This is a genomic window from Pseudomonas sp. IPO3778 (genome assembly GCF_013386825.1).
GTDB lineage: Bacteria > Pseudomonadota > Gammaproteobacteria > Pseudomonadales > Pseudomonadaceae > Aquipseudomonas.
In genome coordinates, this window is record NZ_JACARC010000037.1 from 287,774 (window position 1) to 306,840 (window position 19,067).

Here is a 19,067-nt window from a genome sequence, read left to right on the forward strand (position 1 = left end):
GCCGGCATGAACCAGAACGCCGATCACTGCCCTGCCCCGTCCTTCCAGGTGCTTGAAGCCTGGAATGGCGCGTTGGCCCACGCCTTCGTCAGCGTTGACGAGGCGTCATTCCTCGCGCACCTGGCGTGTGCCCTCAGCGCCCTGACCCCCATCGAATCGATGATGATCAGCCTGGAACGCCAGGGCCAGGCGCCGCACTTGCTCTACCAGCAAGGGATTCCCCGGCCGCACTACGAAGAGATCATCAACCGCTACTTTTCCCGAGGCTACCTGCTGGACCCGTTCTGCCTCGCGGTAGACAAGGGCCTGGCCGAAGGTTTCTACCACCTGGCGCAAATCGCCCCGGACGATTTTTTCAACAGCGAGTACTACAAGTCCTACTACCTGCGCAGCGGCGGCGCCCAGGAGAGCTACTACATCGTCGACCTGTGCCCCAACAGCAAAATCTCCCTGTGCATGTTCCAGGGCCTGAGTGCCGGCCAGTTCAGCGACGCGCAACTGGCGCTGCTGCGAACCGCCCAACCCATCGTGCGTGAACTGCTGCGCCGCTTCGGCACCACGGGCGGGCTGTGCAAGGTGATCAGCGACGAGGCCTTCACCCAGACCCAGGTGCATCAGCAGATTGAAGCCGCGTTCATGCATTTTGGCAGCGGCGTATTGACCGTACGTGAACGGGAAATTGCCCACCTGATCCTGCGCGGGCACTCGGTAAAGTCCACTGCGCAGGTGCTGGGCATCTCCCCGGAAACCGTGCGCATGCACCGCAAGCATTTGTACACCAAGCTTGAGATCAACTCCCAGGCGGAGCTGTTTGCGCTGTTTATCGATTGGCTGACCCACAGCGGGGTGATGGCCCGATCCTGAACTGTCCAGGCAATTGAGGGGAACTTTGCCGGGAAATAACCACCTGAATCCGGTACGCTCACCGTTTTTACCCAAGGAGTTACCCCTCATGGCCAAAGCCACCGCCCGTCACATCCTGGTTGCCACCGAAGACAAGTGCAACGAACTGAAAGCGCAAATCGAAGGCGGCGCCGATTTCGCCGAAGTGGCCAAAGCCAACTCGTCTTGCCCATCCAGCCGTCAAGGCGGCGACCTGGGTTCGTTCGGCCCGGGCCAGATGGTCAAGGAATTCGACACCGTCGTGTTCAGCGCCCCGGTCAACACCGTGCAAGGCCCGGTGAAAACCCAGTTCGGTTATCACCTGCTGGAAGTGACCAGCCGTCAGGACTGATCCATCCGCGCTAATGTTTAAAACAACGGCCCGCCCTTTGGTGGGCCGTTGTGCATCTGTGACAGTGTGATAACTGGCGACGCGTACGCGCTTAGCGTACAAATCCCTTTACCTCTTCACCCGGCGCCCAAGGCTGACAATGCGAGTCGCTTTTTCTACCCTGTTTTGCTCCACCCTGGCCCTGCTGCTGGCCAGCACCGCCGTGATCGCCGCGCCGCAATCGGCGCTGACCGTGTACGGCGAACCGGCCAAATACCAACCCGGCTTCACCCACTTCGACTACGTCAACCCGAATGCCCCCAAGGGCGGCAGCCTGCGGCGCTCGGCAATCGAGATTGGCCGCTACGACCATGTGCTGCCCTACGGCGACAAAGGCATCGGCGTGAGCCAGGTCGACGGCTGGCTGTATTCGCCCCTGGCCCAGCGCTCGCTGGACGAGCCCTACACCGTCTACGGCCTGGTGGCGGAAAAGATGGAGCGGTCAGACGACGGTCTGTCCCTGCGTTTTTACCTGAACCCCAAGGCCCGGTTTGCCGATGGCCAGCCGATCACCGCCGAAGACGTGCGCTACACCTTCGACCTGCTGATGACCCAGGGCAGCCTGCGCTACCGCACGCTGTTTGCCGACGTCAAACACGTGGAAGTCGAAGGCCCGCGGCAAGTACGCTTTGATTTCGCCAGCAATGAAAACCGCACCCTGCCCCTGGACGTCGCCACCCTGCCGGTGTTCCCGGAGCATTGGTGGAAAACCCGCGACTTTGCCGACGGCGGCGGCTACGAGATTCCCCTCGGCAGCGGCCCCTACACCATCAGCAAGGTGGATGCCGGCAACACCATCACCTTCAAGCGCGACCCCACCTGGTGGGGCAAGGACCTGCCCATCAGCCGCGGCCTGTATAACTTCGACCACCTGAGCCTGGAATACTTCGGCGACACCGAAGTGGCGCGTCAGGTCCTGCGGGGCGGTGCCTACGACTTCAACCGCGAATTCTCCGCCACCGGCTACTCCATCGGCTACAACGGCCCGGCCCTCGACGATGGCCGCCTGCAACGTGCGCACCTGGCCAAGGAAGCGCCGCAGCCCGCCCAGGGGTACGTGTTCAACGTGCAAAAACCGATGTTCAAGGACCGCCGCGTGCGCCAGGCCCTGGCGATGCTGTGGGATTTCGAATGGGCCAACCGGCAGATGATGCGCAATATGTACATTCGCCAGCAGAGCTTCTTCTCCAACAGCCCGCTGGCGGCGACCCAACTGCCGGACGCCCAGGAGCTGGCGATCCTGGAACCCCTGCGCGGGCAGATTCCCGATGAAGTCTTCACCCAGGTGTTCAAGGCCCCCACCACCGATGGCACGGGGATGATCCGCGACAAGCAGCTGCAAGCCCTGGCGCTGCTGGAACAGGCTGGCTGGAAGCCCGACGGTGACAAACTGGTAAACGCCGCCGGCGAACCGCTGGAGTTCACCTTCCTCAACGCCCAGAACGGCCTTGAGCGCTTGTTGTTGCCGTACAAACGCAACCTGGCGCAGATCGGCATCACCCTCAACATCCGCCGTATCGACTCCTCGCAGTACGTCAACCGCCTGATGTCCCGGGACTACGACATGATCGTCACCGGCTTCCCGGTCACCACCTCGCCGGGGATGGAGCTGTACAACTACTTCGGCTCGGCCGCTGCGTTTGATACCGGTGCCAACAATTACATGGTGCTGAAAGACCCGGCCGTTGACAGCCTGATCAACGGACTGGTCAAGGCCAACACCCAGTCGCAGATGCTCAGCTACGCACACGCTCTGGACCGCGTGCTGCAATGGAACTACCTGTGGATTCCCAACTACTACCCGCCGGGCACCTCCGCCGCGTGGTGGAACCGCTTCGGCCGCCCGGCCGTGGAAGCCAAAACCGACGAAGCCCTGGAAACCTGGTGGGAAATCAGCCCCACCCCGCTGACCAATGAACAGATGAAAGCCGAACTGACCAAACGCCCGGGAGCCCGCTGATGTTTGCCTATATCGTGCGGCGCTTGCTGCTGATCATTCCCACCCTGGTGATTATCCTGCTGGTGAACTTCGTCATCGTGCAGGCCGCGCCCGGCGGGCCGGTGGAACAGGCCATCGCCCACCTGCAGGGCATCGGTGGCGGTGGTGTTGGCGGCTCGTCTGCCGAAAGCCTCAGCAGTGGCTCACGGGCCAGCCGCGGCCTGGACCCGAAACTGATCAAGGACATCGAAAAACAATACGGTTTCGACAAACCCGCGCCGGAACGCCTGTGGCTGATGCTCAAGAGCTACGCCCAGCTGGATTTCGGCAACAGTTTCTTTCGCGGTAAAAGCGTGACCGACCTGATCCTGGAAAAAATGCCGGTGACCATTTCCCTCGGGCTGTGGGCCACGTTGATCACCTACCTGGTGTCGATCCCCCTGGGGATTCGCAAGGCGGTGCGCCATGGCAGCAGTTTTGATGTGTGGAGCAGCACCGCGATCGTGATCGGCTATGCGATGCCGGCGTTCCTGTTTGCGATGTTCCTGATCGTGGTCTTCGCCGGTGGTACTTCGCTGAACTGGTTCCCGGTGCGCGGGCTGGTCTCGGAAAACTTCGACCAGCTGAGCACCGTGGGCAAGGTTGCCGATTACTTCTGGCATCTGGTGTTGCCGGTCAGCGCCTTGGTGATCGGCGGTTTCGCCACCTTGACCATCCTCACCAAAAACTCGTTCCTCAATGAAATCACCCGCCAGTACGTGGTCACCGCCCGGGCCAAAGGCTTGAGCGAGCGCCGGGTGCTGTACGGGCATGTGTTCCGCAACGCCATGCTGCTGGTGATCTCGGGGATTCCCCAGGCCTTTATCGCGGTGTTCTTTGCCGGTTCGCTGCTGATCGAGGTGATTTTCTCCCTCGATGGCCTGGGCCGCATGAGCTACGAGGCGGCGGTTTCACGGGACTATCCGGTGGTATTCGGTTCGTTGTTTATCTTCACGTTGTTTGGCCTCTTGATAAAACTCATCGGCGACCTCTGCTACACCCTGGTGGACCCGCGTATCGACTTCGCCGCGAGGAACGCCTGATGCTCAAGCTCTCTCCCGTGGCCCGTCGGCGCTTTGAACGTTTCAAGAAGAACCGTCGCGGCTGGTGGTCGCTGTGGCTGTTTATCGGCCTGTTTATCCTGACCCTCGGCGGCGAGTTGATCGCCAATGACAAACCCTGGGTGCTCAGCTACCAGAACGAGCTGTATTTCCCGGTGTTCAAGCGCTACACCGAGCAAGAGTTCGGCGGGCAACTGCCGTTCCAGGCGGATTACCGCAGTGAGTACGTGCAGAACCTGATCAAGAAGGACGGCGGCTGGATGCTGTTCCCGCCGATCCCGTTCAGCGACGACACACCCAACTATGAACTGACCCGCCCGGCCCCCAGCCCGCCCTCGAGCGTGAATTGGCTGGGCACCGACGACCAGTCCCGCGACGTGCTGGCACGGGTAATCTTCGGTGCACGGGTGTCGATCCTGTTTGCCCTGGCCCTCACCGCCATCAGCGCCGCCATCGGCATTGCTGCCGGGGCCTTGCAGGGTTACTACGGTGGTTGGGTCGACTTGCTCGGCCAACGAATACTGGAAGTGTGGTCCGGGCTGCCGGTGCTGTACTTGCTGATCATCCTGTCGGGGTTTGTCGAGCCGAATTTCTGGTGGTTACTGGGCATCATGGCGCTGTTTTCGTGGCTGGCCCTGGTGGACGTGGTACGCGCCGAATTCCTGCGGGGGCGCAACCTGGAGTACGTCAAGGCCGCGCGGGCGTTGGGTCTGGGGGACGGCAAGATCATCCGCCGGCATATCCTGCCGAACGCGATGACCGCCACCCTGAGCTACTTGCCGTTCATTTTGACCGGGGCGATTTCCACCTTGAGCGCCCTGGATTTCCTCGGCTTCGGCATGCCCGCCGGCAGCGCGTCCCTGGGTGAACTGATCGCCCAGGGCAAGCAGAACCTGCAAGCGCCCTGGCTGGGGCTGACCGCATTTTTCACCCTGGCGCTGATCCTGTCGTTGCTGGTGTTTATCGGTGAGGCGTTGCGTGACGCCTTCGACCCACGCTCATGAAGGCCGTTGAGATGACTGAAAACCTGATCGAGATTCGCGACCTGAGCGTCGCCTTCAACGGCCAGAGCGTGGTGCGCAACCTGTGCCTGGACGTACGCCCCGGCGAGTGCCTGGCGCTGGTGGGCGAGTCGGGTTCGGGCAAGTCGGTGACGGCCCATTCGATCCTGCAACTGCTGCCGGAAGCCGGCACAGAGACCACCGGTTCAGTGCGCTATCGCGGCCAGGAACTGCTCGGCGCCTCCCCCGCCACCCTGCAAAAACTGCGGGGCAACCGGATTGCGATGATCTTCCAGGAGCCGATGACCTCCCTCAATCCGCTGCACAGCATCGAGAAGCAGATCGGCGAAACCCTGCTGTTACACAAGGGCCTGGGCGGCAAGCAAGCCCAGGCGCGCATCCTTGAACTGCTCGAACTGGTGGGCATCCAGAAGCCCAAGGAACGCCTCAAGGCCTACCCCCACCAGCTCTCCGGCGGCCAGCGCCAGCGGGTGATGATCGCCATGGCCCTGGCTTGCGAGCCGGAACTGTTGATCGCCGACGAACCCACCACCGCGCTGGACGTAACGGTGCAGCGCAAGATCCTGCTGCTGCTCAAGTCCCTGCAACAACGCCTGGGCATGTCCCTGCTGCTGATCAGCCACGACCTCAACCTGGTGCGCAGCATTGCCCAGCGGGTGTGCGTGATGAAGGCCGGGGAGATTGTCGAGCAGGCGGAGTGCGAAACGCTGTTCTGCGCCCCCAAACACCCTTACAGCCGCCTGCTGCTGGATGCCGAACCGGCAGGCATCGCCCTGAGCCACGACACCCGCGAGACGGTGTTGCAGGTGGATGACCTCAGCGTGCAGTTCCCCCTGGGCGGCGGGCTGTTCCGGCGCAAGCAGTACCTGCAGGCGGTGGATGGCATCAGCCTGACCGTGCAGCGCGGCAAGACGTTGGGGATTGTCGGCGAGTCCGGCTCGGGCAAATCCACCCTGGGCCAGGCGATTTTGCGCTTGCTGGACTCCAGCGGCACGATTCGCTTCCAGGGCGAGGCCCTCGAAGGCCTGACGCAAAAACAGATGCAGCCGTGGCGCAAGCAGATGCAGGTGGTGTTCCAGGACCCGTTCGGCAGCCTCAGCCCGCGGATGTCGGTGGCACAGATCATCAGCGAAGGCCTGGAAGTGCATGCTCCGTGCAGCCTCAAGGACCGCGAAGCCCAAGTGATCCGCGTGCTGGAAGACGTGGGCCTGGACCCCGCCAGCCGCCATCGCTACCCCCACGAATTCTCCGGCGGCCAGCGCCAACGCATCGCCATCGCCCGCGCCCTGGTGCTCAAGCCGGCGCTGATCCTGCTGGACGAGCCCACCTCGGCGCTGGACCGCACCGTGCAGAAACAGGTGGTCGCCCTGCTGCTCGAACTCCAGGAAAAATACGCCCTGACCTACCTGTTTATCAGCCACGACCTGGCCGTGGTACGGGCCCTGGCCCACGACATGATCGTGATCAAGGACGGCAAGGTGGTGGAGCGCGGGCCCAGCGATGAAGTGTTTGCCGCGCCGCAACACCCCTACACCCAGGAACTCCTCGCGGCGGCGCACCCATGAGCACCACCGGCAGCCTCAAGGATTACCAATACGTTCGCGGCCTGGCGATCCAGTCGTTGTTCGAGATCATCGAGCAGTCCAGCGAAGGCACGGTGATTGTCGACGGCGACGCGAATATCGTCTGGATGAACGAGCGCTACGCCAAGCGCTTCGGCCTGAAAAGCCCCGACGACGCCATCGGCCAGCCGTGTGAACAGGTGATCTCCAACAGCCTGTTGCGCCAGGTGGTGCGCAATGACCAACCGATTTTGCTGGACATCCAGGACACCCCCAAAGGCCCGCTGGTGGTGATGCGCCTGCCGATCCATGACGATGCGGGCAAGGTGATCGGAGCGATAGGGTTTGCACTGTTTGATGAGCTGCGCAACCTGTCGCCGCTGATCGAGCGCTACCTGAGCATGCAGCAGGAACTGGCGTCTACCCGGTCGCTGCTGAGGTCGCGGCAGAGCAAGTACAACTTCGCGCACTTTATCGGCACCAGCGCGGCCAGCCTGGAAGTCAAACGCCGGGCGCGGCGCAGTGCGAGTGCGGAGTCGCCGGTGTTGCTGCTGGGGGAAACCGGCACCGGCAAGGAGCTGCTGGCCCAGGCGATTCACGGCGCCTCGCCCCGGGCACACAAGGCGTTTGTCAGCATCAACAGCGCGGCCATTCCTCATGATTTGCTGGAAGCTGAATTCTTCGGCACCGCACCGGGCGCGTTTACCGGCGCCGACCGCAAGGGCCGTCCCGGCAAGCTGCAAATCGCCCAGGGCGGCACGCTGTTCCTTGATGAGATCGGCGACATGCCCCTGCCGCTCCAAAGCAAATTGCTGCGGGTGTTGCAGGAGAAAGAGTTCGAGCCGGTGGGCTCCAACGAGATGATCCACAGCGATGTGCGGGTGATTGCCGCCACGTCGATGGACCTGGAAGCGGCGATCAAGCGTGGGGAGTTCCGGGCAGACCTGTATTACCGGCTGAATGTGCTGCCGATCCAGGTGCCGCCGTTGCGCGCGCGGCTGGATGATTTGCCGGCGCTGAGTGAAGCGATTCTGGAGGAGTTGCGCAGCCAGCATGAGCTGGACCGGGAGGCGTTAGCGCTATTGGCACAGCATGCGTGGCCGGGGAATATCCGCGAGCTGCGCAACGTGCTGGAGCGGGCGGCGTTGTTGAGTGATGACCTGGTGCTGGATGCCAGTGAAATCCGCGCAGCCATTGGTACGTTCAGCCCGGTGGAGCACCGTTCGGTAGAGACCGTTGAGGGCGAGCGTTTCAGCGCGGCCCGGGAGCGGTTTGACCGGCAGGTGATTGGGGCGGCGTTGAAGGCCTGTGAGGGGAATGTGGTGGAGGCGGCGAAGCGGCTGGGGCTTGGCCGGTCGACCTTGTACAAGAAGATGGTTGCTTTGGGCATCGCCTAGTCTCCAAAAAGAGACATAAATCTCATATAAAAGACAATCTACTGTGGGAGCTGGCTTGCCTGCGATAGCGGTAAGTCAGCCGACACATTCATCAACTGACAACCTGCCATCGCAGGCAAGCCAGCTCCCACATTTGGCCACCGCCAGTCTCAAATCAGAGACAAATTCCGGAATCCAAGCATAAAAATACAATATTTCTTATATATTTCAACAAGTTAACCACTTGGCACACATCTCGCTATAGCCCCTCCCCACAGCCTCACCCCCACAAAAATAACAATCAGATGGAGACACACCATGAGTGTGATCATTGCCCTCGCAGCCCTGGCGCTGCTGATGCTGGCCGCCTACCGTGGCTACAGCGTCATCCTGTTCGCGCCCATCGCCGCCCTCGGCGCGGTGCTGCTCACCGACCCTTCCGCCGTCGCCCCTGCCTTCACCGGGGTGTTCATGGAAAAAATGGTCGGCTTCCTCAAACTGTATTTTCCGGTGTTCCTGCTCGGTGCGGTGTTCGGCAAGCTGATTGAAATCTCCGGCTTTTCGCGCTCCATCGTCGCCGCCGCGATCCGCTTGCTCGGCACCCGCCAGGCGATGCTGGTGATCGTATTGGTGTGCGCCCTGCTGACCTACGGCGGCGTGTCGCTGTTCGTGGTGGTGTTCGCGGTGTACCCGTTTGCCGCCGAGATGTTCCGCCAAAGCAATATCCCCAAGCGCCTGTTGCCGGCGACCATCGCCCTCGGTGCGTTCTCGTTCACCATGGACGCCCTGCCCGGCACGCCGCAGATCCAGAACATCATCCCCAGCACCTTCTTCAACACCACCGCCTGGGCCGCGCCGTGGCTGGGGCTGATCGGCACTGTTTTCGTGTTCTGCGCCGGCATGCTGTACCTGGCCCGCCAGCGCAACAAGGCGCAGCGCGCCGGTGAAGGCTATGGCACCAACCTGCGCAACGAGCCGGAAACCGCCGAAGATATCCAACTGCCCAACCCGTGGATCGCCCTGTCGCCGCTGTTGCTGGTGGGCATCATGAACCTGCTGTTCACCCACTGGATTCCGCTGTGGTACGGCAAGACCCACACCCTCAGCCTGCCGGGCATGAGCGTGCCGGTACAGACCGAAGTCGCCAAGCTGACAGCCATCTGGGCGGTGCAGGCAGCCCTGCTGGTGGGGATTATCGTGGTGCTGGTGTTTGGCTTCTCGGCGATTCGCAGCAAGCTTGCCGAAGGCAGCAAGAGCGCGGTCAGCGGCGCACTGCTGGCGGCGATGAACACCGCGTCGGAATATGGCTTTGGCGCGGTGATCGCCTCGTTGCCCGGCTTCCTGGTGCTGGCGGACTGGCTCAAGGGCATTCCCAACCCGCTGGTCAACGAAGCGATTACCGTGACCCTGCTGGCCGGCATCACCGGCTCTGCCTCGGGCGGCATGAGCATCGCGCTGGCCGCGATGTCGGAGAGCTTTATTTCAGCGGCCCATGCGGCCAATATCCCCCTTGAAGTACTGCACCGGGTCGCGGCCATGGCCAGCGGCGGCATGGACACCCTGCCCCACAACGGCGCCGTAATCACGCTGCTGGCGGTCACCGGGCTGACCCACCGCGAAGCCTATAAAGATATTTTCGGCATCACGATCATCAAGACCCTCGCGGTGTTCGTGGTGATTGGTACGTTCTACGCCACCGGCATTGTGTGAGGTTGATATGACGACATTGAACGGCAAGACCGCCCTGGTCACCGGCTCCACCAGCGGCATCGGCCTGGGCATTGCCCTGAGCCTGGCCAAGGCCGGCGCCAACCTGATCCTCAACGGCTTCGGCGACGCCAGCGCGGTGATCGCCCAGGTGCAGGCCTTCGGCGGCAAGGTCGGCCATCACCCGGCCGACGTCAGCGACCCGGCGCAGATCGCCGAGATGATCGCCTACGCCGAGCGCGAGTTTGGCGGCATCGACATCCTGGTGAACAACGCCGGGATCCAGCACGTGGCACCAGTGGATGAGTTCCCGGTGGAGCGCTGGGACTCGATCATTGCGATCAACCTGTCCTCAGTGTTCCACAGCACCCGCCTGAGCCTGCCGGGGATGAAGGCCAAGGGCTGGGGACGGATCGTGAATATCGCCTCGGTGCATGGCTTGGTGGGGTCGGTGGGCAAGGCAGCTTATGTGGCGGCCAAGCACGGGGTGATCGGCCTCACCAAGGTGGTGGGCCTGGAGACGGCCCAGAGCAATGTCACCTGCAATGCCATTTGCCCGGGTTGGGTGTTGACGCCACTGGTGCAGAAGCAGATTGATGATCGCATCGCCACCGGGGTGGATCCGCAGCAGGCACAGCAGGATTTGCTGGCCGAGAAGCAGCCGTCCCTGGAGTTTGTGACACCGCCGCAACTGGGGGAACTGGTGCTGTTCCTGTGCAGCGAAGCCGGCAGCCAGGTGCGCGGCGCGGCGTGGAATATCGACGGCGGCTGGCTGGCCCAGTAAACGGCGACCCCCAAGACAACGGAGATCAAATGTGGGAGCTGGCTTGCCTGCGATAGCGGTGAGTCAGCTTGCATCACTGGCACCTGACACACCGCTATCGCAGGCAAGCCAGCTCCCACATTTTGACCTGTGTTGTTTGGCAGATTTGACACAAGAACAAGAGATTTCCTTATGTCCGAAATACTCTGGCAACCCTCCCCCGAACGCATCCACGCCACCCGGATGGACCAGTTCCGGCGCTTCATCAATGACCGCCATGCCTTGCAGCTCAGCGACTACCCGGCCCTGCACCAATGGAGCATCGACCAGCGCCCGGACTTCTGGCGGTCCATTGTCGAGTTCTTCGACGTGCAGTTCCGTACACCGCCCAGCGCGGTGCTGATCGAAGACGCCGAGATGCCCAGCGCCCAGTGGTTTCCCGGCGCCACCCTGAACTTTGCCGAGCACCTGCTGCGCCGCCGCGACGACCACCCCGCCGTGATCGCCATCAGCGAAGACGGCCAGCGCGAACAACTGAGCTACGCCGAACTGGCCCGCCACGTCGCCGGCCTGCAACGCAGCCTGCGGGCCGCCGGTGTGGGCGTGGGTGACCGGGTGGCCGCGTGCATGCCCAACACCTGGCAAACCCTGGTGGGCATGCTCGCCACCACCAGCCTTGGGGCCATCTGGTCATGCTCGTCGCCGGATTTCGGCACCCAGGGCGTGATCGACCGCTTCGGCCAGATCGAACCCAAGGTGCTGATCACCTGCGCCGGCTACCGCTACGCCGGCAAGGTCATCGACCAAAGCCGCAAACTCAATGAAATCCTCGAACGCCTGCCGTCCCTGCAACAGCTGATTATCGTGCCGTATGCCCGCCCGCAAGCGCGCGCCGAGGACTATCAGACACAGGCCAGCGTCGCATGCTGGAGCGACTTCTACACCCCTGGCTGCGAGCCTGAATTCGTTGCCGTACCTTTCGATCACCCGCTGTATATCCTGTATTCCAGCGGCACCACCGGCGTGCCCAAGTGCATCATCCACGGCACCGGCGGCGTACTGCTCACCCACCTCAAGGAACACGGCCTGCACGCCGACCTGTCCCGGGAAGACTGCCTGTTCTACTACACCACCTGCGGCTGGATGATGTGGAACTGGCTGGTGTCGGTGCTGGCCATCGGCGCCACGGCGGTGCTGTATGACGGCTCACCGTTCCACCCGGGCCCGGAACGCCTGATGGACCTGATCGACCAGGAGAAAATCAGCGTATTCGGCACCAGCCCGAAATTCCTCGCCACCCTGGAAAAAGCCGGGCTGCAACCGCGCCTGAGCCACGACCTGGGCAGCCTCAAGGGGTTGATCTCCACCGGCTCGCCGCTGTCGCCCCAGAGCTACGATTACGTGTACCGCGAGATCAAGCCCGAGCTGTGCCTGTCGTCGATGTCGGGCGGTACCGACATCGTCTCCTGCTTCGTGATCGGCAACCCGGTGCTGCCGGTGCGGCGCGGCGAGATGCAGTGCAAGAGCCTGGCGATGGCCATCGAAGTCTGGGACGACCAGGGCCGGCCGCTGGTGGGCGAAAAAGGCGAATTGGTGTGTACCCGGCACTTCCCGGCAATGCCCATCGGCCTGTGGAATGACCCGCATCAGGAAAAACTGCGGGCCTCGTATTTCAGCCAGTTCCCCGGCGTCTGGGCTCAGGGTGACTACGCCGAACAACGCCCCAATGGCAGCCTGCTGATCCATGGCCGTTCAGACGCGGTGCTCAACCCCGGCGGTGTGCGCATCGGCACCGCAGAGATTTACCGTCAGGTGGAAAAAGTGCCCCAGGTGCTGGAAAGCCTGGCCATCGGCCAACGTTGGCAAGACGATGTGCGGGTGGTGCTGTTTGTGCGGCTCAACGACGGGGTCGAGCTGGATGACGCACTGGAACAGCAGATTCGCCAGGTAATCCGCGCCAACACCACACCACGCCATGTGCCGGCGAAGATCCTCGCGGTCACGGATATCCCGCGCACCATCAGTGGCAAGATCGTCGAACTGGCGGTGCGCAACGTGGTGCATGGCGAGCCCGTCAAGAACACCGACGCCCTGGCCAACCCCGAAGCCCTGGAGCAATTTCGCGATCGCCAGGAGCTTGCACAAGGATGAAACGTTTTAGCCCTTAACGACTCATTTGCAGAAAAAGCCCTCAAGCATGCTATTTTTCGAGGGTGGAAAGCCGGTCCCCACTCACGGGATAATCGGCTTTTGTCATTCTTCAAGCGTTACGCGCAGGGCATTTACATGAACGTATCACCCACCGGCAGCGAAGCCGCGGCACTGATTGCGCGGCTGGACTGGGCACGAAGCCCCCTCGGTGACGCCATTGATTGGCCGCAGAGCCTGCGTACAGCCGTCGACATCGTGATTCATTCGCCGATGCCGATGCTGTTGCTGTGGGGCGCCGAACTCACCCAGATCTACAATGACGGCTTCGCCCTGCTGGCCGGCAACAAGCACCCGGCTGCCTTCGGTCAGCCCGCCGACCAGGTCTGGCCGGAACTGAAGCCGTTCACCGACCCGATCTACGCCGCCGTCCTCACCGGCCAGGTGCGCACGTTCACTGAGCAGCGTTTCGTGCTGCAACGCAACCACCGCGACACCGAGATCTGGCTCGACCTGACCTATAGCCCGATTCGCGACGAGCGCGGTCAGGTCGCCGGGATCCTGATCACCGCGATCGAAACCAATGAGCGCCGGCGCATCGCCCTGGAACTCCAGCAGCGCACCGAAAACAGCCTCAAGGCCCAGCGCAACACCGAGCAGCGCCTGCAACTGGCCCTGGCCGCCACCGACGCCGTGGGCACCTGGGACTGGGACATCGGCGAAGACCGGTTTATTGCCGACGCGCATTTCGCCCAACTGCACGGGGTGGACCCCTGCGACGCCGGCCTGCTGCCCATCAGCGATTACCTGCAAGGTGTGCACCCCGAAGACCGCGGCATGGTCGCCCGCAGCATCAAGCACTGCATCACCCACGGCACCGAATACGCCGAGGAATACCGCCTGCTGCAAGCCGACGGCGAAGTGCGCTGGGTGTTTGCCCGGGGCCGTTGCTACAAGGACCACCATGGCCGACCGGCGCGCTTTCTCGGCGCCGCCCTCGACCTCACCGAACGCAAGCACACCGAACAGGCCTTGCGCCAAAGCCAGACCGAGCTGCAACTGATCATCAATGCCATGCCGGTGCTGATCGGTTATGTCGATCACGAGCAGCGCTTTCGCCTGAACAACAGCGCCTACCTGGACTGGTACGGCATGACCCCGCAGGAGCTGTACGGCAAGAGCATCCGCGAAGTGCTGGGGGATGAAGTCTATGCCGGGCGCGTGGACAAAATCGAAGCCGCGCTCAAGGGCAAGGCCTGCAGTTTTGTCACCGTCACGCCCCACCATGACGGACGGCCACGCCATGCCCTGATGAAGTACCTGCCGCGGTTCAGCGCCGACGGTTCGGTCAACGGTTTCTACATTTTTGTGATCGACGAGACCGAGCGCAAGCTCACCGAAGAAGCCCTGCGCCATCTGAACGAAAACCTCGAAGAACGCGTCAGCCAGCGCACCCAGGCCCTGGCCGAAGCCAACCAGCGCCTGCAAAACGAGATGTTCGAACGCGAACGCGCCGAAGACGCCCTGCGCCATGCCCAGAAGATGGAAGCGGTCGGGCAACTCACCGGCGGCATCGCCCATGACTTCAACAACATGCTCACCGGGATCATCGGCAGCCTGGACTTGATGCAACGCTACATCGCCGCCGGGCGCAGCGACGAGATCGGCCGTTTCACCGACGCCGCCGTGTCCTCGGCCCATCGCGCCGCCGCCCTGACCCACCGCCTGCTGGCCTTCTCCCGGCGCCAGTCGCTGGACCGCAAGCCGGTGGACCCGAACCAGTTGGTGGCGTCCCTGGAAGACCTGTTCCGGCGTACCAAGGGCGCCCACATCGAACTCAAGGTGAACCTGGGCGCCGACGTGTGGCCGGTGAACACCGACGCCAGCCAACTGGAAAATGCCCTGCTCAACCTGGTGATCAACGCCCGCGATGCGATGCCCGACGGCGGGCAATTGTGCATCGAGACCGCCAACAGCTACCTCGACGGCACCGACATCAGCACCCTGGAGCCGGTCAAGGCTGGCGACTATGTGATGCTCGGCGTGAGCGACAACGGCGCCGGCATGAGCCCGAAGATCCTCGCCAAGGCCTTCGACCCGTTCTTCACCACCAAGCCCATCGGCCAGGGTACCGGCCTCGGTTTGTCGATGATCTATGGGTTTGCCCAGCAATCCGGTGGCCACGTCACCATTGAAAGCGAACCGGGCCAGGGCACGTGCGTGCGCCTGTACCTGCCGCGCCTGCATGGCACTGCGCTTGAACGCAGCGTGCCTGCCAGCCAAAGCGAAGCCCCGGTGGCGCTGGCGGGCGAAGCGGTGGTGGTGGTCGAAGACGACCCGGCGGTGCGGATGCTGGTGGTCAACCTGTTGGATGAACTGGGTTACACCGCACACCAGGCGGCAGATGCACGGGCGGCGTTGCCGTTGCTGGAGTCCGATCTGCGGGTGGATTTGCTGGTGACCGACGTGGGCCTGCCGGGGATGAATGGCCGGCAATTGGCGGAGATCGCACGCCAGCATCGGCCCGAACTCAAGGTGCTGTTCATGACCGGTTACGCCGAAACAGCCGCCGAGCGCCAGGGGTTCCTGGAGGAAGGCATGGACATGGTGGCCAAGCCGTTTTCGATTGACCTGCTGGCGAACAAAATCCGCAGCATGATCAGCTCAGAGGCCTGACTTCAGGCATAATCGCGCGCCGTTTCACCTCAGGACCGATCAATGAAAGCCCAAGCCCGTCACATTCTGGTGAAAACCAGCGAGGAAGCCGAACAGCTCAAGCAGCGTATTGCCAAGGGCGAAGCGTTTGATGTGTTGGCCAAGAAGTACTCCACCTGCCCGTCCGCCAAGCGCGGCGGTGATTTGGGTGAAGTGCGGCCGGGGCAGATGGTGGGGGTGATCGATGCGGTGATCTTCAAAAAGCCCGTGAAGGTGGTTCATGGGCCGATCAAGAGCAAGTTCGGGTATCACTTGGTGCAGGTGTTTTACCGGGATTGAAGGGTTTGTTGTGGCGAGGGAGCTTGCTCCCGCTGGGCTGCGTAGCGGCCCCAAAAAAGCCGGGAGCGCTTCGCACTCCAGCGGGAGCAAGCTCCCTCGCCACAATAGAAGGCGTTAGTCTCGGGGGATCAGTGCACCGGGCACCTGAATCACCCGACTCGCCAGCCGATGCCCGGCCAAGCCGGCCTCTTGCGGCGAGCCACCCTTGAGCCGACTGGCAAGATAAGCCGCACTGAACGAATCCCCCGCCGCCGTGGTGTCGATCACTTTCTCCACCACCCGCGCCGGCACCTCGAATCGCTCATCTTCACAACGAATCAGACACGCATCCGCGCCCCGCTTGAGCACCACTTCGGCAATCGTCGGGTACGCGGCAAACACCTGTTCGCTGTCTTCATAACCAAACAATGCCCGCTCGTCATCTTCGGTCAGCAGGGCGATATCCACCTCGGCCAGAACCTTGCGATACGCGGCACGCGCCGCGTCTATGCTCGCCCACAAACGCGGCCGGTAGTTGTTGTCGAACACCACCTTGCCGCCGCGCTTGCGGGTTTCGACCAGCGTGTTCAGCAACCGCTCACGACCCGCTTCGCCCAACACCGCCAGGGTGATGCCGCTGAAATACACCACGTCGTAACCCGGCAACGCCGCCAGGATCGGCTCGGCCGCCGGCGTGGTGAAGCACTCACGCACCGCCGCTTCGTTGCGCCAGTAAAGGAATTTGCGCTCGCCACTGGCATCGGTCTGGATGCAGTACAGCCCCGGCAGGCGCCCGGGCAGGCGCTGGACCATGCCCAGGCCCAGGCCTTCTTCAGCCCAGTGCTTGCACATGGCGTCGCTGAAGCTGTCATCGCCCAGGGCGGTGACGTAGTCGACGGTACTGTGTTCACCCAGCTCGCGGCGCAGGTAGACGGCGGTGTTCAGGGTGTCGCCGCCGAAGCTTTGTTGCAGGCTACCGTCGGCGCGGTGTTGCAGTTCGATCATGCATTCGCCGATCAGGGCGATGCGCGGTTTTGTGTTCATGCCTGGGGTCTCTCGGTGTACTTGAGGGCCTAATCCTGTAGGAGCGAGCTTGCTCGCGAAAAACCTGAGAGCGCCGTTGGGCATCAGGTTCCCCGCGTCATCGTTCACGACCATCGCGAGCAAGCTCGCTCCTACAATTAGAAGCAGGTATGCAGGCTTTCGATCACTTGCAGTTGCTCATCCACCAGGTTGCCCACTTGCCATTTGTCGAACGTCAGGCACGGGTGGGACGTGCCGAAGGAGATGATGTCGCCAATGCGCAACTCAACCCCTGGCGCAACGACCATGAACGCATGCTGGTCCATCACCGCCGTGACCTTGCAGGCGGTCACGTCATCGCCCTGCGCCGGGAGCACGCCGGCTTTGTAGCGTTTGAGCGGCACCGGCAGGCCGGCGTCGTAGGCGACGTCGCGCTTGCCCAGGGCGATCACCGCAAAGCCCGGCTCCGGCAGCGATTGCACATGGGCCCAGACTTCCAGCGCCGGGCGCAGGCCTTCGTTGAGGTCGCTGCGACGGTCGAGCACGCAGCACTGCGCGTCTTTGTAGATGCCGTGGTCGTGGGCCACGTAGCTGCCCGGGCGCAATACGCTGAGGAAGCGGCCAGCGGCGTTCTGGGCTTCGAAGGATTCGGCGATCAGGTCGTACCAGGCCGAACCCGAGGCCGTGACGATCGGCTTGCCGAGGTCGAAAGCGCCGCTGTTTTGCAGGTCGACGGCCAGGCGCACCAGGGAGGCGGCGAATGCACGGATGCCGCTGATGGCATGTTCGCCGTGGATCACCCCTTCGTAGCCTTCAATGCCGGTCAGGGCCAGCGCTGGCTGGGCCTTGATCGCCTTGGCCAGGTCGAGCACCTGCTGTTCAGTGCGGCAACCGCAACGGCCACCGACCACGCCGTATTCGATCATCACGTTCAAGCGCAGGCCACGGGCGGCGAAGAACGCGCCCAGGTCCGCCACGTTGTCCGGGTGGTCGACCATGCAGTGGAAGTCGAATGCCGGGTCGGCCAGCAGGTCGGCGATCAGCGCCATGTTCGGCGCCCCCACCAGTTGGTTGGCCATCAAGACGCGGCGAACACCACCGGCATACGCGGCGCGGGTCTGCACGGCGTTGGCCAGGGTGATGCCCCAGGCGCCCTGCTCGATCTGCCGCTGGAACAACGCCGGCATCATGCTGGTCTTGCCGTGGGGCGCCAACTGCGCGCCGCTGTTGCTGACGAATGCCTGCATCCAGCGGATGTTGTGTTCCAGGGCATCGCGGTGCAGCACCAGGGCCGGCAGGCTGACGTCACGGACCAGATGCGCACCGACTTCGGCGGCGCCTTTTTCAACGGCATTGAAGGCAGACATAAGGGTTTCCTATTCGTTGATGCGACGGGCCAGGTTGTTCGCGCTGTCGATCAGCACCCGGCGATAGTCGTTGTAGTTGTTGATGGCATCGGCCCGTGGGGCCACGATGCACAGGGTCGCAATGCTGATGCCTTGGGCGTCCCGAACCGGGGCGGCAAAGCAATGGGTAAAGGTGTCGGCGACGCTGTCGAAGGAGAAAAATCCGTCGAGGGTGGCCTGACGAATTTGCCCGAGGAAGGTGTCCAGGGGCAGACGCTGACCGTCCGGGAGGATGTAGTCGTCGTAGTCGATCAGGTCGATGATTTGCTGGTCGCTCAGGTGGCCCAACAGCAGGCGGCCGGAGGCGGTCCAGGGGATGGGAGCGTTCTCGCCGATGTCGGAGGAAATGCGGAAATGCCGCTCGCCTTCACGCATCAGGGCCACGGTGTATTTACGGCCATTGAGCAGGCACATTTGTGCGGTTTCGTGGGTCTGGCTGACGATTTCCTGCAGGGCGTGGTCGGCTTCCCGGGTCAGGTCGAAATGGCGCAGATGGGCCTGGCCGAGGAAGTACAACTGACGGCCGAGGTAGACGTGCCCGTCCTTGCCCACGGTTTCGAGAATGCGCCGTTCCAGCAGCGAGGCCACCAGTTCGTAGACCGTGGACTTGGGGCTGCCAATGCCGCTGGCGATATCATTCGGGCGCAGGGGTTGGCCGATTTCCTTGAGGAAATCGAGGATATCGAACGCCCGGTCGAGGCCTTTGGCGCGGCGTTTGATGGTGTCTTCGGTCATGGCAGTTTCGGGTCCCGTCAAATTTAAAGGCACGTAAAGA

At 62.8% G+C, this 19,067-nt stretch carries 15 protein-coding genes; 12 read left to right on the forward strand and 3 right to left on the reverse strand.

Translation table 11 applies throughout. The annotated features are described in order from the left end of the window. The first annotated feature begins 6 nt into the window (after positions 1 to 6). The 12 genes from HX855_RS19660 (at position 7) to HX855_RS19715 (ending at position 15,884) form a co-directional block, all read left to right on the forward strand. The gene (locus tag HX855_RS19660; protein WP_256353053.1) at positions 7 to 864 is read left to right on the forward strand and encodes a response regulator transcription factor; all 858 of its coding nucleotides are present in this window, start codon (positions 7 to 9) and stop codon (positions 862 to 864) included. A gap of 88 nt (positions 865 to 952) precedes the next feature. Next, on the forward strand, positions 953 to 1,234 hold the full coding sequence (locus tag HX855_RS19665) for a peptidylprolyl isomerase (RefSeq protein WP_003208024.1): 282 nt from the start codon (positions 953 to 955) through the stop codon (positions 1,232 to 1,234). A 139-nt stretch (positions 1,235 to 1,373) separates the two neighbouring features. Beyond that, on the forward strand, positions 1,374 to 3,233 hold the full coding sequence (locus tag HX855_RS19670; protein ID WP_177088448.1) for an extracellular solute-binding protein: 1,860 nt from the start codon (positions 1,374 to 1,376) through the stop codon (positions 3,231 to 3,233). Next, positions 3,233 to 4,294 carry a microcin C ABC transporter permease YejB gene (locus tag HX855_RS19675; protein WP_177088451.1) on the forward strand — a complete coding sequence of 354 codons (1,062 nt, stop codon included), beginning with the start codon at positions 3,233 to 3,235 and terminating at the stop codon, positions 4,292 to 4,294. The genes HX855_RS19670 and HX855_RS19675 overlap by 1 nt, the downstream gene beginning before the upstream one ends. Beyond that, a complete protein-coding gene (locus tag HX855_RS19680; RefSeq protein WP_177088453.1) occupies positions 4,294 to 5,316 on the forward strand; it encodes an ABC transporter permease in 1,023 nt (340 codons plus the stop codon). The genes HX855_RS19675 and HX855_RS19680 overlap by 1 nt, the downstream gene beginning before the upstream one ends. Positions 5,317 to 5,327: 11 nt before the next feature. Beyond that, the gene (locus HX855_RS19685) at positions 5,328 to 6,899 is read left to right on the forward strand and encodes an ABC transporter ATP-binding protein (protein ID WP_177088455.1); all 1,572 of its coding nucleotides are present in this window, start codon (positions 5,328 to 5,330) and stop codon (positions 6,897 to 6,899) included. After that, positions 6,896 to 8,293 (forward strand): sigma-54-dependent Fis family transcriptional regulator, encoded by a 1,398-nt coding sequence (locus HX855_RS19690; RefSeq protein ID WP_177088457.1) that lies wholly within the window; start codon positions 6,896 to 6,898, stop codon positions 8,291 to 8,293. Before HX855_RS19685 ends, HX855_RS19690 begins: the two co-directional genes overlap by 4 nt. A 297-nt stretch (positions 8,294 to 8,590) precedes the next feature. After that, the gene (locus tag HX855_RS19695) at positions 8,591 to 9,982 is read left to right on the forward strand and encodes a GntP family permease (protein WP_177088459.1); all 1,392 of its coding nucleotides are present in this window, start codon (positions 8,591 to 8,593) and stop codon (positions 9,980 to 9,982) included. Positions 9,983 to 9,989: 7 nt separating this feature from the next. Next, a complete protein-coding gene (locus tag HX855_RS19700; protein ID WP_017479825.1) occupies positions 9,990 to 10,763 on the forward strand; it encodes a 3-hydroxybutyrate dehydrogenase in 774 nt (257 codons plus the stop codon). Between the two features lie 171 nt (positions 10,764 to 10,934). Next, on the forward strand, positions 10,935 to 12,893 hold the full coding sequence (locus HX855_RS19705; RefSeq protein ID WP_177088461.1) for an acetoacetate--CoA ligase: 1,959 nt from the start codon (positions 10,935 to 10,937) through the stop codon (positions 12,891 to 12,893). Between the two features lie 135 nt (positions 12,894 to 13,028). Next, on the forward strand, positions 13,029 to 15,566 hold the full coding sequence (locus HX855_RS19710; protein ID WP_177088463.1) for a PAS domain-containing sensor histidine kinase: 2,538 nt from the start codon (positions 13,029 to 13,031) through the stop codon (positions 15,564 to 15,566). Positions 15,567 to 15,608: 42 nt separating this feature from the next. Continuing rightward, complete coding sequence (locus tag HX855_RS19715; RefSeq protein ID WP_010173346.1) at positions 15,609 to 15,884, forward strand: peptidylprolyl isomerase; 276 nt, start codon at positions 15,609 to 15,611, stop codon at positions 15,882 to 15,884. Positions 15,885 to 15,998: 114 nt separating this feature from the next. On the opposite strand, the gene HX855_RS19720 is transcribed toward HX855_RS19715, so the two are convergent. From HX855_RS19720 to HX855_RS19730, 3 genes are all read right to left on the reverse strand, one after another. Further along, positions 15,999 to 16,907, reverse strand: coding sequence for a sugar kinase (locus tag HX855_RS19720; RefSeq protein ID WP_177088465.1), 909 nt, complete (start codon positions 16,905 to 16,907; stop codon positions 15,999 to 16,001). A gap of 137 nt (positions 16,908 to 17,044) precedes the next feature. Further along, positions 17,045 to 18,253 (reverse strand): amino acid deaminase, encoded by a 1,209-nt coding sequence (locus HX855_RS19725; RefSeq protein ID WP_177088467.1) that lies wholly within the window; start codon positions 18,251 to 18,253, stop codon positions 17,045 to 17,047. 9 nt (positions 18,254 to 18,262) lie between these two features. Then, entirely contained in the window at positions 18,263 to 19,027 is a 765-nt protein-coding gene (locus HX855_RS19730) for an IclR family transcriptional regulator (protein ID WP_177088469.1), read from the reverse strand. Between the last annotated feature and the right edge of the window lie 40 nt (positions 19,028 to 19,067).